Annotated in this window: 19 protein-coding genes; 10 read left to right on the forward strand and 9 right to left on the reverse strand. The window is 42.3% G+C overall.

Annotated elements, in window-relative coordinates; translation table 11 throughout:
- Positions 1-2 precede the first annotated feature (2 nt).
- Positions 3-710: an ElyC/SanA/YdcF family protein gene (locus F7734_RS46970; protein ID WP_155751195.1), complete on the reverse strand. Its 708-nt coding sequence runs from the start codon at positions 708-710 to the stop codon at positions 3-5.
- Between the two features lie 297 nt (positions 711-1,007).
- Between F7734_RS46970 and ctpB the strand changes: the two genes are divergently transcribed.
- From ctpB to F7734_RS46985, 3 genes are all read left to right on the forward strand, one after another.
- Entirely contained in the window at positions 1,008-2,324 is a 1,317-nt protein-coding gene (gene ctpB, locus F7734_RS46975; protein WP_155751196.1) for a carboxyl-terminal processing protease CtpB, read from the forward strand.
- 191 nt (positions 2,325-2,515) lie between these two features.
- Positions 2,516-3,460, forward strand: coding sequence for a glycosyltransferase (locus tag F7734_RS46980; protein ID WP_155751197.1), 945 nt, complete (start codon positions 2,516-2,518; stop codon positions 3,458-3,460).
- 463 nt (positions 3,461-3,923) lie between these two features.
- A complete protein-coding gene (locus F7734_RS46985; protein ID WP_155751198.1) occupies positions 3,924-4,619 on the forward strand; it encodes a response regulator transcription factor in 696 nt (231 codons plus the stop codon).
- Between the two features lie 322 nt (positions 4,620-4,941).
- Here F7734_RS46985 and F7734_RS46990 read toward each other — a convergent pair whose 3' ends face one another.
- Positions 4,942-5,223 (reverse strand): Npun_R1517 family heterocyst differentiation transcriptional regulator, encoded by a 282-nt coding sequence (locus F7734_RS46990; protein ID WP_017747998.1) that lies wholly within the window; start codon positions 5,221-5,223, stop codon positions 4,942-4,944.
- A gap of 831 nt (positions 5,224-6,054) precedes the next feature.
- Between F7734_RS46990 and F7734_RS46995 the strand changes: the two genes are divergently transcribed.
- From F7734_RS46995 to F7734_RS47015, 5 genes are all read left to right on the forward strand, one after another.
- Positions 6,055-6,372, forward strand: coding sequence for an NAD(P)H-quinone oxidoreductase subunit M (locus F7734_RS46995; protein WP_155751199.1), 318 nt, complete (start codon positions 6,055-6,057; stop codon positions 6,370-6,372).
- 334 nt (positions 6,373-6,706) lie between these two features.
- Positions 6,707-7,966: an esterase-like activity of phytase family protein gene (locus tag F7734_RS47000; RefSeq protein ID WP_243147454.1), complete on the forward strand. Its 1,260-nt coding sequence runs from the start codon at positions 6,707-6,709 to the stop codon at positions 7,964-7,966.
- A 421-nt stretch (positions 7,967-8,387) separates the two neighbouring features.
- Positions 8,388-10,760 carry a protein phosphatase 2C domain-containing protein gene (locus tag F7734_RS47005; protein ID WP_166482591.1) on the forward strand — a complete coding sequence of 791 codons (2,373 nt, stop codon included), beginning with the start codon at positions 8,388-8,390 and terminating at the stop codon, positions 10,758-10,760.
- A 157-nt stretch (positions 10,761-10,917) separates the two neighbouring features.
- Positions 10,918-12,501 carry a CHAT domain-containing protein gene (locus tag F7734_RS47010; protein WP_155751201.1) on the forward strand — a complete coding sequence of 528 codons (1,584 nt, stop codon included), beginning with the start codon at positions 10,918-10,920 and terminating at the stop codon, positions 12,499-12,501.
- A 145-nt stretch (positions 12,502-12,646) separates the two neighbouring features.
- Positions 12,647-13,288, forward strand: coding sequence for a hypothetical protein (locus F7734_RS47015; protein WP_155751202.1), 642 nt, complete (start codon positions 12,647-12,649; stop codon positions 13,286-13,288).
- A 171-nt stretch (positions 13,289-13,459) separates the two neighbouring features.
- Here the strand turns inward: F7734_RS47015 and F7734_RS47020 are convergent, their stop codons facing one another.
- From F7734_RS47020 to F7734_RS47035, 4 genes are all read right to left on the reverse strand, one after another.
- Entirely contained in the window at positions 13,460-14,878 is a 1,419-nt protein-coding gene (locus F7734_RS47020) for a PrsW family glutamic-type intramembrane protease (RefSeq protein ID WP_155751203.1), read from the reverse strand.
- A gap of 177 nt (positions 14,879-15,055) precedes the next feature.
- Complete coding sequence (locus tag F7734_RS47025; RefSeq protein ID WP_155751204.1) at positions 15,056-15,658, reverse strand: DJ-1/PfpI family protein; 603 nt, start codon at positions 15,656-15,658, stop codon at positions 15,056-15,058.
- 498 nt (positions 15,659-16,156) lie between these two features.
- Complete coding sequence (locus tag F7734_RS47030; RefSeq protein WP_155751205.1) at positions 16,157-16,612, reverse strand: phosphate-starvation-inducible PsiE family protein; 456 nt, start codon at positions 16,610-16,612, stop codon at positions 16,157-16,159.
- Between the two features lie 963 nt (positions 16,613-17,575).
- Positions 17,576-17,815, reverse strand: a complete 240-nt coding sequence (locus F7734_RS47035; protein WP_347566405.1) for a helix-turn-helix transcriptional regulator — start codon at positions 17,813-17,815, stop codon at positions 17,576-17,578.
- Between the two features lie 134 nt (positions 17,816-17,949).
- Here F7734_RS47035 and F7734_RS47045 point away from each other — a divergent pair, with 134 nt between their 5' ends.
- Complete coding sequence (locus F7734_RS47045) at positions 17,950-18,108, forward strand: hypothetical protein (RefSeq protein WP_155751207.1); 159 nt, start codon at positions 17,950-17,952, stop codon at positions 18,106-18,108.
- A gap of 171 nt (positions 18,109-18,279) precedes the next feature.
- Here F7734_RS47045 and F7734_RS65745 read toward each other — a convergent pair whose 3' ends face one another.
- Positions 18,280-18,405 (reverse strand): hypothetical protein, encoded by a 126-nt coding sequence (locus tag F7734_RS65745; RefSeq protein WP_279239837.1) that lies wholly within the window; start codon positions 18,403-18,405, stop codon positions 18,280-18,282.
- Positions 18,406-18,644: 239 nt separating this feature from the next.
- Positions 18,645-20,252 (reverse strand): IS200/IS605 family accessory protein TnpB-related protein, encoded by a 1,608-nt coding sequence (locus F7734_RS47050; protein ID WP_155746641.1) that lies wholly within the window; start codon positions 20,250-20,252, stop codon positions 18,645-18,647.
- 72 nt (positions 20,253-20,324) lie between these two features.
- Here F7734_RS47050 and F7734_RS47055 point away from each other — a divergent pair, with 72 nt between their 5' ends.
- Positions 20,325-20,498, forward strand: coding sequence for a DNA-binding protein (locus F7734_RS47055; protein ID WP_155746642.1), 174 nt, complete (start codon positions 20,325-20,327; stop codon positions 20,496-20,498).
- Positions 20,499-20,503: 5 nt separating this feature from the next.
- On the opposite strand, the gene F7734_RS47060 is transcribed toward F7734_RS47055, so the two are convergent.
- Positions 20,504-20,836 carry a KGK domain-containing protein gene (locus F7734_RS47060; protein ID WP_166482592.1) on the reverse strand — a complete coding sequence of 111 codons (333 nt, stop codon included), beginning with the start codon at positions 20,834-20,836 and terminating at the stop codon, positions 20,504-20,506.
- Positions 20,837-20,948: the final 112 nt, after the last annotated feature.

Below are 20,948 nucleotides of genomic sequence, written 5' to 3' on the forward strand. Positions count from 1 at the left end.
CCCTACCCCCTACCCCCTAAATTCCCCTGACGTTCGCACTTAAAACCCTGCCGTTGCCAAACATCCATCTTCACCTCTGCTAGTTGTGTGACGGAGAAACATTGGGGTTGAATGATGGGGCTTAAGCCTGCCCACAATAAGCTGCGCGTTATATCCAATCCTGTTTTCACCCAAGATTCCTGATTGCCAGGGACACCTTGCTCTTGAACAACTTCTGTTTCTACCCAAATACCTTGAGCACCAAAGAAAATCTGTGCCATCCATTTAGCTCTTGGTAAATGTGTCGGTGATGTAATCATTTTTACTTTATGTACTTTCCAATGACGTAAAATTGGAATACCATAGTAAAAATTCCCAAAAGTAGAATCTGCACATTTTTCCAACCAAACGTTTTGAATTTGGTCTGCTGCTTCCTGCTGAAAAATTAACCAAATACAGGGATCTTGGGAACCGCGAGAGATAAGAACCGGGATTTGTGGGTATTTTTTTGCTAATTTGGCAACATAAATTTCTCGTCTTATACTTCCACCAAGTACAAAAAAGGCATCTACTGGCTTGGAGGATGCAGAAATTAGGGTTATAGTGTTAAAAACCAGCAAGGTGGCTAGTATAAGGCACAGTCCAAAAACTAGTCTCTGTAAAAATTGCCACTTTTTACCGGACAGTATTGTCTTTGGGTTGAATCTACTGTTTGTTACTTTGCGTTTCATTAAAGACCTGATACCACCCTTTTTAGGTGAATTCTTCTACACCGATCTAATTAGCTAAATGTTATCTTAATAGTCATAATGCTCGCGAAATAGCACCCGTAAAAGTGCAACAGTATAGCATTAGACTCGCGGAAAACGCGAGCTATGTTATAGGAACTGGTTGCAAGGTGACCCAATATTCTTAAAGAAACATCAAGGAAAATTAATGAAGAAGGTTTACACAAACAAAAAAATCTATAGTCTCTAAAAAACCTGATTGCTACACTGTCAACAACACAATTATTCCAGCTAATATACATGAATCAATCTGCAAAACGCCACTCGCCGCTCCAAGTAGCCCTAATTGGTGGAGCTATAGCTTCAACTGCCTCTCTCTCTGTATTTGGTTCGGTTTGGTGTCATTCGGTGCGTGCTGCACTTCAAGATAGCCCGAAAGCAATAGTTGATGAAGTCTGGCAACTGGTGAATCGTGAATATGTCGATTCTTCGTTTAACAAACAGGATTGGTTAGCCATTCGCCAGAGTTTGCTAGGTAAAGATTATACCTCCCGTGATGAAGCTTATATAGCAATTCGCCAAGCTTTGGAAAAATTGGGCGATCCTTACACTCGCTTTATGGACCCCAGACAGTACGAAGCTCTGACGAGCCAAACCTCTGGAGAAGTTTCTGGAATTGGTATCCGGATGGAATTTAATGAAAAAACTAAGCAGCTTACTGTTGTAGAAGCTATTGAAAATTCTCCTGCACTCAAAGCAGGTGTCAAAGCCGGAGACCAGATCTTAGCCATTGATGGCAAACCCACACAACAAATGAAAGTGGAAGATGCCTCTAAACTCATTCGTGGCAAATCTGGCACTATGATAACTTTGCGCTTGGGACGTGAAGGACAACCCGCCTTTGATGTAAAGCTAACACGAGCAACTATTGAAGTGCCAACAGTACGTTATACCTTAAAGCAAGAAGGTAAGCGGCGTATTGGCTACATTCGGTTGCGGGAGTTCAGTGCTCACGCTTCAAGCCAAATGCGGCGGGCTATCCGCAATTTGAATGCTCAAAACGTTGATGGCTTTGTGTTGGATTTACGCAGCAATCCTGGTGGTTTGTTACAAGCTAGTATTGAAATTGCTCGAATGTGGCTCGATAATGGAGCAATTGTTAAGACTGTAGACCGTAAGGGCGGTAGTGAGGAAACTAAGGCAAATCACACTGCTATGACAAATCGCCCCTTAGTGATATTGGTAGATAACAATTCAGCCAGTGCTAGCGAAATTCTCACAGGAGCTCTAAAAGATAATAACCGAGCAGTGGTTGTTGGCAGTCAAACTTTTGGAAAAGCTCTAGTACAGTCAGTTCACGAACTTACAGATGGTTCTGGTGTCGCTGTCACCATAGCTCATTATTATACTCCTAAAGGAACAGATATTAATCACAAGGGAATTGCCCCAGATATTAAATTAGACTTAACAGAAGCACAGCAGCGTCAGTTAGCAGCAAATCCCGATTTGCTGGGAACTCAGAATGACCCTCATTATGCACGAGCACTCTCCATTCTATCCAATAACAGCCTTGCCCTGCCGATACCAGCAAAACAACCTTTACAGTCGAAGAGCTAATGGCTAATAGCTAATAGCTAATTGTAGAAGAGCCATTAGCCCGTCTTCCATTAGTAGGTAGGGAAGACAGCCCACCACTCGCTATTGTGCGGCATAGCCCTACCTACTTGTTGAGTAATGGTTAATAGCTAATTGTAGAAGAGCCATTAGCCATTAGCCATTAGCCATTAGCCATTAGCCATTAGCCATTTATGTTCTTGCCAAAAATCTCAGTAATTGTACCTATTTATAACGGGGAAGCGGATTTACCAGAATTAATACCTAATTTAGTAGATCAAACTTACCCGAGGGAGAAAGTAGAGTATTTATTGGTAGATAACAACAGTCGCGATCGCACGACTACTCTACTACAATCTGCTGCTGAAAATAGTCCAATTACAATTCGCCCTTTAAGCGAAACCAAAATTCAAAGTTCTTACGCTGCTCGTAACGCTGGTATTCGCGCTGCGACTGGTGAAATACTAGCTTTTACTGATGCTGACTGTCGTCCGCAACCGGGGTGGTTGGAGTCACTTATTGCACCCTTTGTGAATCCAGATGTAGCGATTGTGGCAGGTGAAATTGTGGCGCTACACGGAACAACATTATTAGAACAACACGCAGATCGACAAGACACATTATCTCAGAAACACACCCTTGCTCATCCCTTTTGTCCCTACGGTCAAACTGCGAACTTGGCAATTCGACGGGAAGCTTTTGAAAAAATAGGTTTGTTTCGTCCTTATCTAACGACTGGTGGAGATGCTGATATTTGTTGGCGCATTGTACAACAAAGCATAGGTCGTTTGGAATTTGCACCCGAAGCAATTGTGAAACACCGTCACCGCAGAACATTGAAAGAACTGGAAAGTCAATGGCGACGCTACGGGCGTTCAAATCGCTATTTACACGAACTGCACGGTGTGGAGTTAATGAGAGATATGCAGTCCTCAGAATACTTCTACCGTATAGGACGTTGGGTATTCAAGGAACTGCCAAGAGACACCATAAAAGCTTTTGTAGGTAAAGCTAGCCTTGTGGATATATTAGGCACTCCTATTGGGTTATTTACGGCTAAAGCACGTGCTCGAGGACAAAGAGATGCTCGGTTACCAGAAAACGCCAAAACCATTGAGTGGCTTGACAGTAAGCAGTGACCAAGTCTGTTTCTCGTTCCTAGCTAGAAGCTGGGAACGAGAGTTGAGTATCTGTCCACTTGGCGATGCCTACCCTACGCCTTTGTTAATTTTTTATAAAATTTACTTTTATGCGGAGTTATTATTGGAACTCAGCTTTTAAGAATCGCACATACAGTAAATAAATATACCTAATTTTCTGTTAATTATAAAAATTCCATAACATACTCAAGCTTAAAAGTCAAAAAAAGAGATTGCTCGTTATTCCCTTCATCTTCTTTATACTGCGAACGGCTAACAACTGTTCTTTTTCAAAATGGTTTCACCGCCTATGTAGGGGCGCATTGCCTTGCGCCCCTACGAATGCTTGGCAATTGGAAAGTCATCTTCTAAACCGTTTTTGGTATATCTCCTCCTTTCTCTAGTAGCTTATTGTCATTAAATTTCGCTAAATTGGAGAAAAGTAGCGCTAAGGATACCGTAGATGGCAGGACAATTGTTACTGGTAGATGATGAGCCGGGATTGCGTGAAGCAGTGAAAGATTATTTGCAAGAGAGTGGTTTCAGCGTTCAGGTTGCCAGTAACGCCCGAGAGGGCTGGGAGTTAGTGCAACAAAATCTACCAGATCTGGTTATTTCAGACATCATGATGCCTCAGGTGGATGGCTACCAATTCCTCAAGCAACTGCGGGATGACCCTCGTTTTCGGTCACTTCCCGTGATATTTCTAACTGCAAAGGGAATGACAACTGACCGCATTCAAGGTTACCAAGCGGGTGTTGATGCCTATCTGCCAAAACCTTTCGATCCTGACGAACTAGTGGCTATTGTAGAGAATTTACTGGAACGTCGTTCCTCTCGCACTCCTGCACTCACTGAAGACGGCGAAGCACCCAATATTACAGAACTGGCTAATCAAATTGCTCAAATTAAAGCTTTGTTGACTCAAAAAAACGCAATTGCTCAATCGCCAGCACCTTTTGCTATTGACTTAACTCCCAGGGAACAAAGTGTTCTCAACCTAGTTGCTGAGGGGTTAATGAATAAAGAAATTGCCCGACGCTTGGATACTAGTGTCAGAAATGTAGAAAAGTATGTTAGCCGTTTGTTTAGTAAGACTGGGACTAACAGTCGCACAGAGTTGGTTCGTTTTGCTTTAGAACACGGTTTGGCAAAGTAACAGTGACTGGTAACCAGTAACCAGTAACCAGTGGCCACTGGTTACTGTTTGTGGTAGAAATGATTACCCTGAAATTTAAATTATTAGAAACATAATTCCGCTAAAAGGTGCGGATAACTGCTATATCAAGTCCAAGTAGGCACCCACTGGTTTCCGTAATGCTAAGGGTGAAGGTATATACTAGCTCTAGTACTAAGGTTGGTTAGGGCAAATAAAGTAAGCCGAGTCGTTGAGAGAACAGGTAGGCTTAGGGGCAAACTTAAAAAAATTTACCTTTCTACACCCAAAAATTGGATTTAGCCGCGACATAGGATGTCTTTGACTACTGAGTGACGTCAGCCGCATTGCGTAAACGCATAAGCTGGCGTCTCATTTGTGGAGAGGCTTTTAACTCGGAGACTTCTTGCGCCTTCACAGAAGCTTGTAACGTTTCTAAGAAGTCGTCAGAACCTTCTGTTAAAGCATCTAGCAGTACTTGTAAAAGCTGATCGCGATCGCCTAAAAGACTTTTTTCCTCAATCAACCTAAATTTAAGATGTATTTCACACTCATAAACACCTACGTCGATGCTATTGACTTGGCGTGGTAATGCTTTGGAGTTCATAGATTTTAGGAGTCCTTCGCTAGTTGGTTATTTGGTTGAAGAGTGCTTAAAAGCAAGCAAGTGTTCTTTATAATTTTTTCGACATCCAAAGTGTTTGAATTAACAGTTTTTGTGTTTCAACAAACTTTGTCTTGCATTTTTCTCTCCTGTGTATTTTCCGGCTTGACTTTTTTGTCTGGTTTTTTGGTTTCTGCCCTAGCTATGGTTCAAGGAGACCATAAACTATTATTCAGTTTTTATGATTCTATACAATAAAGTTTCTGTAAGAAGTGGTTCTATCTTTTTAAAGGTTTTTACATCAACTTTATCTAAACGTCAATAACAGTTTGACTTTTTACTGAATGACTGGTGGTACTACGTAAGTAAATTCGCTGATTATTTTCTATCAAATGAAAGCCAGACATTGCTGTGACAGATTTCCGTAGAAATAACTAAAGGTACATTTTTTCATTTGACAAAAACAAGAGGCATAAAGGAACAAACCAGTTGGGGAAAAATTTATTTCCCAAGGAAGAATATTGACACAGATCGAATTATTCCAGTTAAATATTTAACCCCAGTTCTTTCCCAGCCTATGGAGTCCGATCGTGGTGGGTAGTTAAACTTGAGATAACCAGTAAAAAAGTACTACTCCTTTGCGTGAGATGACAAAACAACTGCCTTGACCAGTACAACTCCTTTGTGGTTCCAGGCGAGCCGAAAACAGCCAATCCTCAGAATATAACGTGGGAGCTATTGCCAAGTTTTGCGTTCAGCAATTCTAAGTTCTCCTCAAATCCTAGTTTAAAATGAGTGGGAGCGAGATCACCCAATTCATCACTGAACAGATCCATGGACAATCCAATGCTAGTCAAGTCCACAACTCGGCATATCAGGATTTTTGCTGCTGAGATAGATCCGGATGGAGAACTAGTTCCCAGCAGTCAGGTTTTAACCCTAGATGTTGACCCAGACAATGAATTTAATTGGAATGAAGATGCTCTCCAAAGAGTGTATCGGAAATTTGATGAATTGGTGGAAACATATAGTGGTGCAGATCTGACAGACTATAACCTACGTCGCATTGGTTCGGATTTGGAACATTTTGTGCGAGGTCTTTTGCACAAAGGCGAAATCAGCTACAGTCTCACCGGACGTGTTGTTAACTAACGCATGGGGCTTCCTCAAGTTGCTACAGACGACCAGAAAGAAGCAACGGACTGTAAGTAGGGAATAGGGGATAGGGTAGGGATAGGGGTAGGGGATAGGAAGTAGAGGTAGGATGAGGGATGAGGGTTAGGGGTTAGGATGATTATGGTCTATCTCCCTTGTCTCAGCCCCCCTACCCCTTACCCCTGTATTTCCCTACCCCCTATCCCACTCCCTTGTCCCTACCCCCTCTCCTCCATCCCCTACCCCCTACCCCCTATCCTCTATTCCAATCCCAAAATTCTCTTCATTTTTGCTCCTGTCAGTTTTGCAGTCTGCATGGATATTTCTTGTTTTGCTCAACACTTCTGTGAATGCATCTGAACTTCTCGGGCGTGCTATTTTAAGTGCTGATACTTTTGCTCCCGGACCAACTACGGGTTTGTTTAAGAAAACCAACCGCACGACTCCTTTTATCAATGCACAACCAGTGCAGGGTTTTTCTGCTGCGATCGCCTCTGCCAAAAAAGGTACATATTTGGTCATTTCAGATAACGGTTTTGGAGCAAAAGCAAATTCCCCTGACTACGTGTTGCGTATTTACGCAGTAGAACCCGATTTCACTACAGGTAAAGTTTTTCCCGTAAATGTACAAACTGGTGAAAGACTTCAAAGCTTTAATCGTCAGAGTTTTATAGAACTAAATGACAGAAACAGAAAAGTTAATTTTCCTATTGTTGCCGATTTAACTTTTTACCCAAATAGTAAAAACTCAGTCAGCAAGGTTATTAAAGATAATCGCTTGCTGACTGGGGGAGATTTTGATATTGAATCTTTTCGTCAAATTAACGATGGCACTTACTGGATTGGGGATGAGTTCGGTCCGTTTTTGCTACACGCGGGAAAAGATGGAGAACTCTTAGATTCACCGATTCCTTTGCCAATGTTTTTCAAAAATAATAAGTTAAATTTTGTTAAATCTCCAGACCATCCCGATTTTACTAATTTACTAGATGATAAAGCACAAGTAGTAACTGCTACCCTTCCCGGTTCTAGAGGGTTTGAAGGTTTGGCACTAAATAATAGCGGTACAAAACTTTATGCGATGCTAGAAGGGGCACTAGTGCAAGAGCCGCAAAAAAAACGTTTGTTAATATATGAATTCGATCCAGCTAGCAAACAGTATACCGGGAAAATTTTTCCCTATCTTATGGAAGATTCCAGTCACGCCATCGGAGAGCTAACAGCTATAAACGATTTGGAGTTTATTGTGATAGAACGGGATAACACCCAAGGAGACCCCAACAAACCAGAATTTAAAATGCCAGCTAAGTTCAAACGCCTATACAAAATCAATATTGCGAAGATGAACAAAGAAGGTTTTGTAGAGAAAGAGTTATTGGTAGATTTATTAAAAATTCGAGACCCTAAAGGAATCGGCGGTCAAGACACTGTCAACGGTGTATTTGCGTTTCCCTTTGTAACTATAGAGACTGTGCTGCCTGTAGATAATAGAACATTGTTGGTTGTGAATGACAATAACTATGCTGACACCAGGGGTCGGCATCTCAAACAGATTGACAACACAGAGTTCATTTTAATCGGGCTTGAGTGACGCTCTTGTTAATTTTTGATGAAGCTTATTGAATTGGTGCCATTTGCTGAAGGAAATTTAGATAAACTTTCATTAAGATCACTTACCACAAAAATGCTAAGGTTTTGATAATCTGGTAACAATAGCTTAATATCTTTATGTTTTTCAACTTACAATCATTAATAAAGAGGTGTCAAAATTAACTTTATGCCTCAGACAACAGGGGTTATGCAAGTAAACTCAGTTCATATTGTTGCATACAGTCATGCAGACAGGGTACCTATTCCCATAATTGGGGAAATTTTTCAGAACACTTTGCACCCTAGTTTTGTCCACAATTTAAAATCACGATCCAAAATGGGATATATCAAGAGTGGTAAGAAGTACCGCTAAGTATATGCTGTTGAGAAAATGCCAATAGAGCCGATCGGTGCCTTAGACTATGGAAAATGATGCGGCAATGCTCTGCCCAAATGAATCCTGTCAGACTCCAAACTCCCTGACATCAAAGTTCTGCCAAAAATGCTGTACACTACTGCCCAAGCGCTATCTTTGGGCAGTAGCAAATGGTGCAAGCGTGGGTCAGCCAAAAGAGTTATTAGCCGATCGCTATTTAGTCATCAGCAAATCTGTTCTTTTAGACACCAAGCCTGGTTTACCGCCTCAAACACCAGATGTAGAAAGTGTGCCAGCAATAAAACCATACTTAAGGTTATTTCCTCACCGATTGTATGTACCGCAAGTGTATGGAGTATTACAAATAGAAGGAACGGTAACCAGAGAAATATTACTGCTAGAAAAACCTCCACTGTGTGTCAAAGAGACATCAGTCTTGGATGTCCAATTAGAAAGTGAGCTAACCACGGCTTGGCAAGCGGCAACATCAATGCGCCAACTGAATTGGTTGTGGCAAATAGCTCATTTATGGCAACCATTAGCAAGTGAGGGCGTGGCTTCAAGTCTACTGACAAGAGAAGTTATGAGAGCAGAAGGTCCGTTGGTGCGATTGCTAGAACTGCGCTATGACCAACAGACTCCGAGTTTGGCAGCATTGGGGGAATTTTGGCAGGAGCAATTATGCCACAAGGCAAAACCAGCGATCGCGGAATTTGTCAAGGAAGTATGCCGTTCTTTAATAGCCCAAGAGATTAGATCGGGAGAGCAACTCGTTGCCGTTTTAGACAGAGGGCTAGCAGAAGTAGGCAAGTGGCAAAAACCTACAATCAAAATTGCTACGAAAAGCGACATCGGACCGAATCGCCCGCGAAACGAAGATTCCTGCTACCCGCCAAGTGGAACTGTTGTCAGCAAACCACCACAACAAACAACAATAGCGATCGTTTGTGATGGGATTGGCGGACACGAGGGAGGTAGTGTAGCATCAAATTTGGCAATTGAAACAATCTACCAGCAGCTGCACGATTTGGTAAACATTCCTCCGGATCGCATCAGCCCCGCAAGCTTGTTAGAGGATTTAGAACGAGCAGCAGCAGTCGCCAACGACAGAATTAGCCAACGGAATGACAGCGAACACCGACAGGGGCGTCAACGCATGGGTACAACCCTTGTGATGGCATTGCCTGTTGCTCACGAAATGTACATCGCTCACGTAGGTGACAGCCGCGCTTATTGGATTACGCGAGCCGGTTGCTACCAGGTAACCCTAGATGATGATGTTGCTTCGCGAGAAGTGCGCCTGGGCTATGCCACATACCGGGACGCCGTGCAACAGGGAGCATCAGGCTCATTGGTACAAGCTTTAGGCATGAGTGCTAGCAGTTCGCTACATCCAACTTCCCAACGGTTTATCATTGATGAAGATAGCGTCTTTTTATTGTGTTCGGATGGATTGAGCGATTTTGACCGTGTAGAACAGTACTGGGAAACGGATATTTTACCAATTTTAGATAGGAATTTGGATATAGTCAGTGCTACAGAAAAATTAGTGGAAATCGCCAACAATCAAAATGGACACGATAATGTCACGATCGCTTTAGTCCACTGTCAAGTTCAGTACTCAGAGCCGCAATCAGTTATTAAACCGACAAAGGTGGATCTTTCCACAATAGGAGTCAACAATCGCCCAACTGTATTGCCACAAGAGGGCGATCGCAATCAAAAAACTGAAGTAGCGACTGCCGAACGGCATCCAACGTTTAACATTTCGCCACATCTGATAGTTCTTCCAATACTACTGTCAGTAGCAGTGTTAGTGGGATTACTGACATTGCAGCAAGATTGGTTGTCTCTTCTAGCGGGAAAAGTAAACATCCCCAATCTTGGTGGCATCCCATCTTCCCCTGACAATTCCAACAGCCCCATTAGTAACGAGGCTCCCGTTATTGTGACCGATCGTCAAGAATCTTTCAAGACAATTACATCGTCAGAGAGTAATGTTATTGTCCCCGCAAGCAGTATTTTGCAACAAATTCCGCCACAATCGGTAACAGATGACAATCCAACAGATAGAGGTTTGTCTTGGATTTATTTTAAAGTTTGCGCTGTTGGCAAAACACAAGATGGGTCAACTTCTTTATCCACACCAGGTTCTAGCGATGTAGTGCCGAATTCCCCATCAGGGCGTCCCAACAGCCAAGTTGTGAAAGAGCAAAGAGTCAAAATTGAAGCCTCCCAACACAAAAAGTTAAACTTTAACTCAGCTACACAAACTCAAAAGAAAGAATGTAGCGCTGAGTCATCCAAACCAAAATCCTCCCCAGAAGGAGATTTATCGGGTGAAACGAATGCTCCTGTACCAACGGCTTCTACTCAACCAAAACCATCGGCAGGTGCGAAGAATTCATCAGAACGGTAGCGCTGAGTCAAAAAATCGATAAACTGGTAGAAGCCTGAAAAATAAGGGTAATAACTTTAGATAAAAAACTTGAAAGGCATTCATAAATTGCCTTTTAAAATTGTTATTTGAACTTATTGGACTCGACCTGTTTAGATTAACGAAGATAAACGAATCCATGCCATCTTTAAACCTGGCGATCGCCCGCCTTAGTACCGGCACCGACAGTTTTGCCATTTGGGTGGTGAATGCTCCCAACCCCAGTGGCTATGTTTTGCGTGACTGTCTGTGGCCTCCTCTTCTCTCCCAAGCATGGCAAGAGTGGCAGGCGATGTTTTCCGGTCATAGTCGCTTGGATATTTCCCCAGGAACAACACCTCCACCAAAAACTCCACTCCCCCTTGATGGGATGACACCGTCTATCGGTCACAGTACCAGTTACACCAGTCGTCTGATGCAATTCTTGGGCATTAGCTTGTGGAGTTGGGTGTTTGATGGAGCTATTCTCAATAGCTTTGAACACAGCCGTGGTTTGGCAGCAGGTCAACACACGCGGCTGCGAGTCCGGTTGGAAATTCGCGACCCGGATTTGATTGCTTTACCTTGGGAAATCATGCAGCGTGAAGCAGGTCAATCAGCCATTTCACTTTCCCAACAGATAGTCTTTAGTCGTACCACCAGTCAAGTTGAATCTCTACCGTATTTACGAGCCGACCAAGCCCTTAACATATTGTTGGTTTTAGGTCAAGATGAAAAGCTAGAATTGGAAAAAGAAGCAGCCATTCTAGAACAAACACTCTCTAACGGTTCTCTCATCGGTAGTCATTACAGTGGCTATGCGCCTTGTATGGTGACAACCCTCCTGCAACCCACTCCACAAGAGTTGATTCAACAACTAGAAACGAAAGCATACAATATCTTGTTCTATGCAGGACACGGGTTGCCCGAACCCGATGGAGGATTGCTCTTTTTACGACGAAAACCAGATTTAACTCTCAATGGTATGGAACTGGCACAGGTTCTCAACCGTACAGGAGTAAAATTAGCAGTGTTTAATTCCTGTTGGGGAGCGCAACCTGCCCAAAGCAATCACCAAGCCATTCCTTACAGCAGTTTGTCGGAAGTACTGATACGTCAAGGTGTACCAGCTGTTTTGGCAATGCGGGATGAAATAGCAGATCGTGAAAGTCACACCTTTATTCAGGCATTTGCCCATGCACTGCGAGCGCGAAAACCCATTGATGAAGCGGTTGCAGAAGCAAGACAACAACTGCTGGCCGTTTATAAATTCAATCAACCCGCTTGGACATTACCAGTACTTTACCTACATCCGGATTACAATGGCGACCTGATTAGAAGTTTTGACGAAAGTATCACAGAACTCCCAGAAACCTCGATCCCCGGTATAGCTTCTATGCTTCCCAATGCTTCGTTGCGATCGCTTTCTCCGGGAGGAAAAACTTGGTCACTTCGACCGGGAGTGACTCGTATTGGTCGCACTACAGAAAATGATATTGTCATACCAGAACCTTCGGTTTCCAAACGGCATGCCGAAATTTTGAGCCGCAATACATTTACAGGTGCTACCCCAGTACGGACATATTACCTGCAAGATTTATCCACTTACGGTACAACCTGGATTTTACGCGCCAATGGTTGGCAACAAATCCACCGTCAGGAAGTTCCTTTACAATCTGGAATGCAGTTAAAGTTCGGAAGTACGAAAAGTCAACCTTGGGAATTTATTGTAGACAATGCTTAAATTTGAACTGAAGTACGCATTCTCAACACAACATCATTTGCCAGAAAAAAATTCATTTTTTGGGGAAATCTAATTCTTTTGCGGAAATCAGACTGAGGCAGCTGTAGCTGTCATTACCACAACAAAACAACAAGGAAGGCGACAAATGGTTAACAATATCAACGGATCTAACACTTTCAAAACCTCTCAAGTAGAATTGGAACTCCTACAAACACTTTTAGAAGATGACGATGCTGCATATCCTTGGAACCCCTGTGACGAACAATCTGATGACTACTATTTTCAATTAGAGCAACAATTCCAAATGGAAGATGTCCTCAACGAAGAACTCGCAATGCGTTCAAAATCTTTTTATAACAAAATAGATACACTTTGGTCTGGCTTATTTAATTCAGAACACTACAAGCATAATACAAAATCTGCTGTTCTGTCTGCTCTGCAACAAAATTTACAAGCAACTTTTGCAAATCGTATACCTCAAGACTGGCTCAAGAGTATTGCCCAAAAAGCAACCGAGATATTCAATTCACAACAATCCATTGGGGATCAACTTGTAGAGTGCGTTCAAAGTGTATTACCTCAATGGGGTGCAGATGACTTATTTGTGATGGCACGTCCCCTAGCATTTGCAATGAGAAGCGGCGAAACTCAAACAGAAAATTCCGTGATGGATATGGTAGGCAACCGAGAATGGATGAATCTCTCAGAAATTGAAAAAGCAAAAGTGAGTATGGCGATCGCTTACTACGCTATCAACCAACTCAACAGCATTCAGGAAGAAGTTTAAAAATACAATTGTACTTTGTTTGACGCTTTCTTTGACAGGGGGCAAGTTGCTCGATTTACAGACGGCATAAACAGGATTGTTCTTTCTCAACACAGCAATTGCCTATTATCTGCAAGATCAAAGCCCCTTTTCAAAAACAGTGACCAGTGACCAGTAAATCAGAGAAGAGTATTACTTTCCGAGAAAACGTGTAGCAAAGTTTTGCGATCGAGTTGGTGAAAGTGCGCGAGCTTTAAGAATCGCTGCCATTAAGAAGGCATAAGAGAGCACCCCAACAACCACTAATAGAAAACCATTCAGCACGCCTGTTGCGTTCCATAAAGCGTGCAATCCAGATGCAGTCAAATATCCAACAAGTAGAATTTGCCAACTTTTAGAGGGTTTGAGAACTGCCAATCCAATAAAGTATCCAAAATAACCGCTATAAGCCATATGTCCGGCGACAGAACCTAAGATGCGTGGAATCAGCAGTTGTAAACCTACAAGTTGACCTGCATCTTGACCTGATTCTTCTAAGAAGGTTTGAGTAATTTGAGGCACGTATTGCCTGAGAGTTTCCGTCATAGTGAAACCAACAGCTGAAGCGGTTCCCAGCAAAATCCCATCAAGAGGTTCTGAAACACCTACACGTTCGCGCCATGGGGAAGGTAAAATTTTGCCGATAAAATACGCTCCAAAAATCGGGATTGCTTTGAGCAACTCTTCCATCAAGCCTGCACCAAAAAACATCCGTACTAGCAATTCTGTAAAAGTGACAGATTCTTGTTCTGTTGGCAAGTTACCGGGTAAAATACCGCGAAACACAAATATAAATAAATCTAATATAGGAGTTCCCAAGTTTTTCAAGGGATATCCCAAAACTTGTGCAGTTGTTAAAGCTGAAATCATCAGCACCCACCAAGGCTTTTGCTTACCACACAACTGATAGATAAAGTAGTAGGCAATAAAAGCTATGTAAGTAGCCACGACTTTTTGGTTCATGTTGTTTGGTTGACCGACAGTCGCAAACATCAATACCACGAATACAACCGTGATGATTCCCGGTATGAGGTAAGCTTTACGAGTCAGATCTTTACCAGTAGAAATAATGGGAAACAGTTGTGTAAAACTAAGATAGTCTTGGTTGGGTGGGGGACTGGGATTGTAATGAGTCGTTGGCGATTGGTACTGATTGGCAGGAGGAAGCGGGCTTGCACTTGTTTGAAAAACGACTGTAGTTTGGGAGTTAAGTTCGTACTCAAAGAAGAATTGCGGACCATCTTGACCTAGAGTGATGCGATCGCCTGACATCAATTGCTGGCAACCCTGCAACCGCTGTCCGTTGAGATAAGTACCATTCGCACTATTTAAATCGCAGATTACCCAGCTACATTCTGTATCTGGCGATGAGGAGAGAGGACGAACAACTGCATGGCGACGGGATACCATGCGATACATCATGGCATCTAGAACAAGCTGGCAACTTGGGTCACGTCCAATGACTACTTCTTGGGTGGGAAGTAGCAAGTGTTGAACTTCTGACACAAAAGCAGCTCCAGTGCCAGTTACTTGCCGCAGAATTGCTTTCTGTCTTGCGTTTTTGCCTGTCATCGAGTTACAGGGTATTTTAATCTATTATCTAAAATAATCTGGCAGTAAGACGGGACCATAACCACCCAATACCAAAATTTCTAAATACAATTTGGCTTACTTCATACAAAGATCGCAAGCTATAAACTGTATGCTTCATAATATGGTTCATCTTGATAGAAGATGAAGGTGGAACAGCTAATCCACTGATGCCAATTCTAGATGCTCGATTTTAGTACCCAAAACCTTGAGAAATGCGGCTAACCAACGAGGATGAGCAGGCCAAGCTGGGGCTGTTATCAAATTACCATCAACAACCACTTCATCAACTGGAACATTGACATAATTCCCACCAGCAAGGTGTACGTCCGGGCTACAAGCTGGGTAAGCAGTGCAATTCTTACCTTTTATAACATCAGCAGCAGCCAATAACTGCAAACCGTGACAGATGGCAGCAATCGGTTTATTTGCTTCCGCAAAGTGACGAGTTATGGCGATCGCCCTTGAATTCAGGCGGATATACTCTGGTGCGCGTCCTCCAGGAATGACCAAGGCATCATAAGTGCTAGGGTCTACTTCTGCAAAAGTGGCATTTAAGGTAAAGTTATGACCGGGTTTTTCACTGTAAGTCTGATCTCCTTCAAAATCGTGAACAGCCGTTCTGACTTTCTCACCAGCTTTTTTATCAGGGCAAACTGCATGAACCGCGTGTCCCACCATTTGCAACGCTTGGAAGGGAACCATTACCTCGTAGTCTTCTACATAGTCTCCTACTAGCATCAGAAGTTTTTTGGCAGCCATTGTTTGGTGTCCCCTGTGTCATGTTATTTGTCAATACTATGCTAAAGTCCAATTAACTTGCAACTTGACTAGGTTGAAACCCTTTTTCTTCTTTAGCATATGTTAATCACTTCCTTCTCACATCTCACTTTCACAGATTTACAGTGCATTATACTCATAAAATCATCCATAAGCTCCTGATGAGGTATTTTGTAGGAATTGTTTAACACAACTTTCTTAGCAGTTGTTCAAACTGCAAAACCATTCAATAAAATCAAATCTAAACTGAACGCTCGCGATCTTTATGAGCAACAACGATAGTATCTATCTCTCCACTAGCAACGCGCTCCATATTTTGGAGATAAAAACATAAATGCTAGCTAATGATTCACGTTAGCTAGCATACACAGATTTATTACGTTTTCTCAAGAAAAACTACGTTATACCGCTTTTAGATTATATGACAAATTGGTCAATCTCCTCTGAGGTGGGCATCCTATCCGCCAAAAGTCTGCAGGTTTAACGTTTCGGCTTATTGCTTACACGAATTATCCAATAACTGATAGACAGAGCCAGAATAGCAATTCCCAGACCTATAATATCAATACCCGTAACTTTTCCTAAGTCAAGAATAATAATCTTTCTAGCGACAGCTATTAAAGAAGTCACAACGACTAATTCGACTTGAAAAACGTGCTTCCGAAGATAAGCAGTGATATTTTCTAGAATTTCTAAAGCAATTAAAATATTTAAGAATAACCCAAATATTTTATACAACGTAGCGTTAAACTTTCCGTAATCTGTCACAAAGAGTTCGTCAATCAGAAGTATTCCTAAATCCCCCACTGCTACCAGAATAACTATTACCAGTAAAAGAGATAAAACTTTAGATACTATCACTTCTATATCTTCAACGAAGCGAACAAAATTCTCTTCGCTCAAGGCTTCTTTGATCAGTTTAATAGCTCTCCTCATCTAAAAACTCCTGCTATGTTGGAAACCGCGCCTGTATATGGGGCGGAGGAAAACTGAGTTCAGGGGTATTATACGTAGGGGATAATTGGTCTTCAGATTGTTTTAACAAGCATCACTTGGAAAGTGACTTGCTGTACCTAACTTATGTGTAAGATGAGCAATGCCCATCAAAATCCGTATAGAGTAGATATCACCTAACCTATAATACGTCAAATTTGTTATGACAAATTTAGGATTACTATAAAATTTTAGGGCTAATTTATCAAGTAAATTTAAAGATGACAGGATTGAAGCAGGCGATCGCATTATATAGCAATCCTATTTGAGCTCCAAACAAGGGAGACAAGGAAGACTTGGAGGACTTGGAAGACTTGGAAGAAATGTTTGTAAATCATTTAGGACTGCTATATATGCAATGTGTGAGAGTAGATAAACATAAATAAGATAGCAATGACTTGAATAACATATAAGACAGACTTAACAGATGCATAATGGAAAATTATTGAACCATTGATTCCACCAGCACTCAACAGGTGAAAGACGCAGAACTGTTAACAAGTATGAAATAGCCAAAAAAAATTGGTTGCACTTAGGGGAAGATAAGGGTTCTGACATAACGCGATCGCTATTTCGCAAGCAACACCCCCCACCTCGTTCCCAGCCTGAGGCTGGGAATGCCTTCTAAGAGGCTCCGCCTCCCGTCTCGATCCAGCCTCCCTCTGCAACAGCCTTCCCCTTATTGAAAAGATGTAAGATATCAGCAAAGGAAAGTGATTACAAAATTGACGATGATTTGCCGATCGCGTGTCGTCGCTTGCAGGCTCAAAATACCAATGCTCTCCTCTGGACAGAGAGAATTGGGTTTAACGCAGTTTATGCAATCGGCGGCACTTTGACAAGGACTGCATCGTGATACATGGAACTCTAAGTAGATTGTTTCCATGACGCCAATACTTTGCTCTCTCATACAACAGCTGCTTGAGCCTTATTATCACCATCATCTGGTACATACTCCAAAAGTTCTCCTGGCTGGCACTTCAATACCCTACAAATTCCATTAAGCCTTTCTGGAGCCAATCTTGGCATTTCGTCAACTTTACGCAATCTATAAACAGAATTTTCAGTGATGCCTAACGCTTCAGCTAAATCCTTATTTCTGACCCGCTTTCGCGCCATCACCTCATTTAATTTCCAACGAATCACTTAAGGAGATTTTTCATGCAGCATAAAAGGAATGCCGTTAACAGTCGCGTAACCCACTAAAGGGTCAGTATTAGAAAGGATTGCTTTGGGAGCAATGGTCACTATTGTCCCCTCATAGCTTTCATAGATAGAATTTGGCAGCAGAGATGGAACCGCGATCGCTTCGGTGCAAGCCGTACCCGGCTTATCGCCATCGCACTAGTCCCTTCTTGCTTCATTTCCAAGATGCGATCGCTCTGAAGCTAGGAACAAAGAGTGCTTTTGCGGCAGTTCTAGGAGAAACCGACTCTTAGCAGTATTAGTATATATGAACTATATTGCACTTCAATTTAATTCTAAGGGAAAGCTTGGTGTTTTCTCAGTTGGCACTTGCTTCCAAAGGTCATAACAAATACATAAAACTCTAAAAGTACAATACTATACTTTGAAGAAACCCTTTGGCAAGACGCCGACAAGCAGCGCGGTCACATGGATGCTGAGTACAAGCACTGGCGACGAACAGCACCAGCTAGAAGAATGACATCTTCTAATGAATGTTGGCTTTCTGACCAAGCCTCCATACAATAATAAGCAACACGTGCGTACCTCATCAGGCTGGGAAGCGCTATAATGCTGTTGGACTGTGGTACGAAACCCACAAAGGAAATCAAGCTGATTCTGGCATCCAAGCTAAATATCAGTCCAATATCAATCGCATTGCTAGCAGTAGTTATGGCTCACAAATGACTAATGCTCCTACCGCTCGATAAAGTCTACTCAGATCTACTCACGTATGAGCAAATCTATTCAACCGGAAAGATAGCGGTCAATCAAACCTACCTTGAAGGGTTCACGCCTTCACAGACGGATGGAGAGAAGAACTCTCGTGCTTGTGCCGAAGCTTTGTCAACCCAAGATTTCCGGTGTTCGCCAAGCCGTCACCCGCAGACCCTGTAAGAGTAGGTGTACCGAACCAAGCATTACGAGAACCTACCTCCAAGTAATGCTTATTGAAACCCTGCCAGTGTGCAAAGACGTGCTGACGAGGTTCGGGTTGAATCGAACTCTGCAAGGCGTATCTCGCTGGCATTCTCTCATAGTAAATGTTCATCCCACGACGCGCTAAAACTAGACCCGCAGCGCTATCACTTCCCATGCCATAGCGTCTCATATATTTGACAACGCCGATTTGAGATGAATATTTGGGACTTACCTCAATAATTTTGATGCCTAGTTTTAAGCATCTAGCTTTTAACAATTCTTTGAACTTGGCATAAGCAAAACCTGATAACATCCGATTATATTTGCGACCGCGTTTACCTTGCCGCTTCTTTTCAGAAAAGTCTAATTTCTCAATAACAATTGGTTTTTTAGTAGCTAGCGCTCTGTTGGTCAGTTCTGTAATAGCACCAGCCAATCTGGCTTCAGTTTGTTCTGTTGAGCATGAATGTAAATCTAAATTGACTTTTCCCCAAGCTATAGGATTCCCGTGACGGTTGGTCGCACACCATCCAATAGCTCCGGGATTAATATCTAAACCTATGCACCCGAAAGCTCTGTCATTACTAGTGATAGAAAAGTTGACCAAACAAGTAATAGCGACTACCCACTTCCCTTTTTTATTTCTGCTAAATACATAAGTGAGAGCGTTGTTTAATGCCCAAGCGGTAACTATATTGTCGTATCCTTGCTTGTTAATTTTGTAAAGTGGTAAGGTCAGATATTCTCCATATGTTGCTTCTAAAAAGTAAGGGACACGGATTTTTAGACTTGGGATAACATCCGGTGTTAGTTGACATATTTGATTCCCGCTAGTTTCGTTGGTACTCCCAACAAATGTTACCGTTCCTAAGTTTCCCAACTTCGGCTTGACACCGCGAAGGACAAATGCAGCTCTCCGGTCTAAGTACATCTTCAATTGGCGTTTTTTCTGGTGTAACTGCTGTTTAGCTAATTGTAAATATGTCTTACCATGAGGCTTACCGTTAATAGGGCAAGCGTTATCAAACTCGGGAATTTTCTTAAGTACAGGTACTTTCTTTAACGTTCCCGTTTTAGTTTTTTGGGGATATTTGATGGCTAAATTATACTTCTCTACGGCTTGGGCATATTCCCTGTGATTCTTCAGTCGTTTGTTCAACCTTTCAATTTCTGACTTAACTGATTTTATTTTGGTGTCTAGTGTATCTAGATGTCTTTTCTTGCATTCAATAGCCGATTCCAATTCCCCCGTCACAAAATTAATGACACTATTAGCATGACGCTTATTGACGCCAAAAGTGTTTTGAATTTGGGAGTTTAACTTCTCCTTTTTCATATCACTTTGCAAGCCTTCTAATGCTATTTGTGACATCTCTGCTGCTACTGGGGAGAACTCCTCTAACATCTCAAGCGTCCGCGTCTCACCAGTCAAGTTATTCTCAATCTGAGTCACATATGTTTGATAAACTTGCGGCATCCGCTTCACCTCCTTTGCTGCTATTTGTTAAACTATTCGCATGACATTTAGTATAACAGGACAAGTCCTAAAATGGCAAGAGATTATAGATTAGTCGTTAGACTTACCAACCGAGAGCGGCAAAAGGTGGAGAATCTTGCTCGAACATTGGGAGTCTCTATGTCAGAAGTCGTTCAGGACTGGATTAAAACTTTACCGGAACCGGAGATCGATCGCCAACCTCTACTCAAAAAAGAGGAGGAATGAGTAGATCAGAGGAGAAATTTGTTTACAGTTACTAGCCCCTGCTCTCCATTGTGGATAATAGCCAACGACGACGGCTGTACTTCTGGTAGTTGCTCTGCCTTATCAGGAACGAATTTCAAGCAAAACTGAATTTTTCCTTTACGCCAACCACCGCCGGTCTGAGCAATTAGTACTTCACATTCCACCCCACCGTCGGAAAACCATTTTAACTGTTCAGATGATACACGATCTTTTAGCGCTAGCTTAATTTCGCTAACCTTTGCCGTTGTACCTTTGGTAAAACCTTTTTCTGAAGGCATAGAAATCACATCATCACTGTTCAGGCTAACTTCACTCACAATTTTTCTCCATTGAAGATATATCATCCAGACCAAGCCTAGTTACTTTGAGTGTTCCCCTAAGTGCTTGGCAAGCTGTCACTTGGAGTAAGAACATTCAGTACAGTTAAAA

The organism is Scytonema sp. UIC 10036, assembly GCF_009725235.1.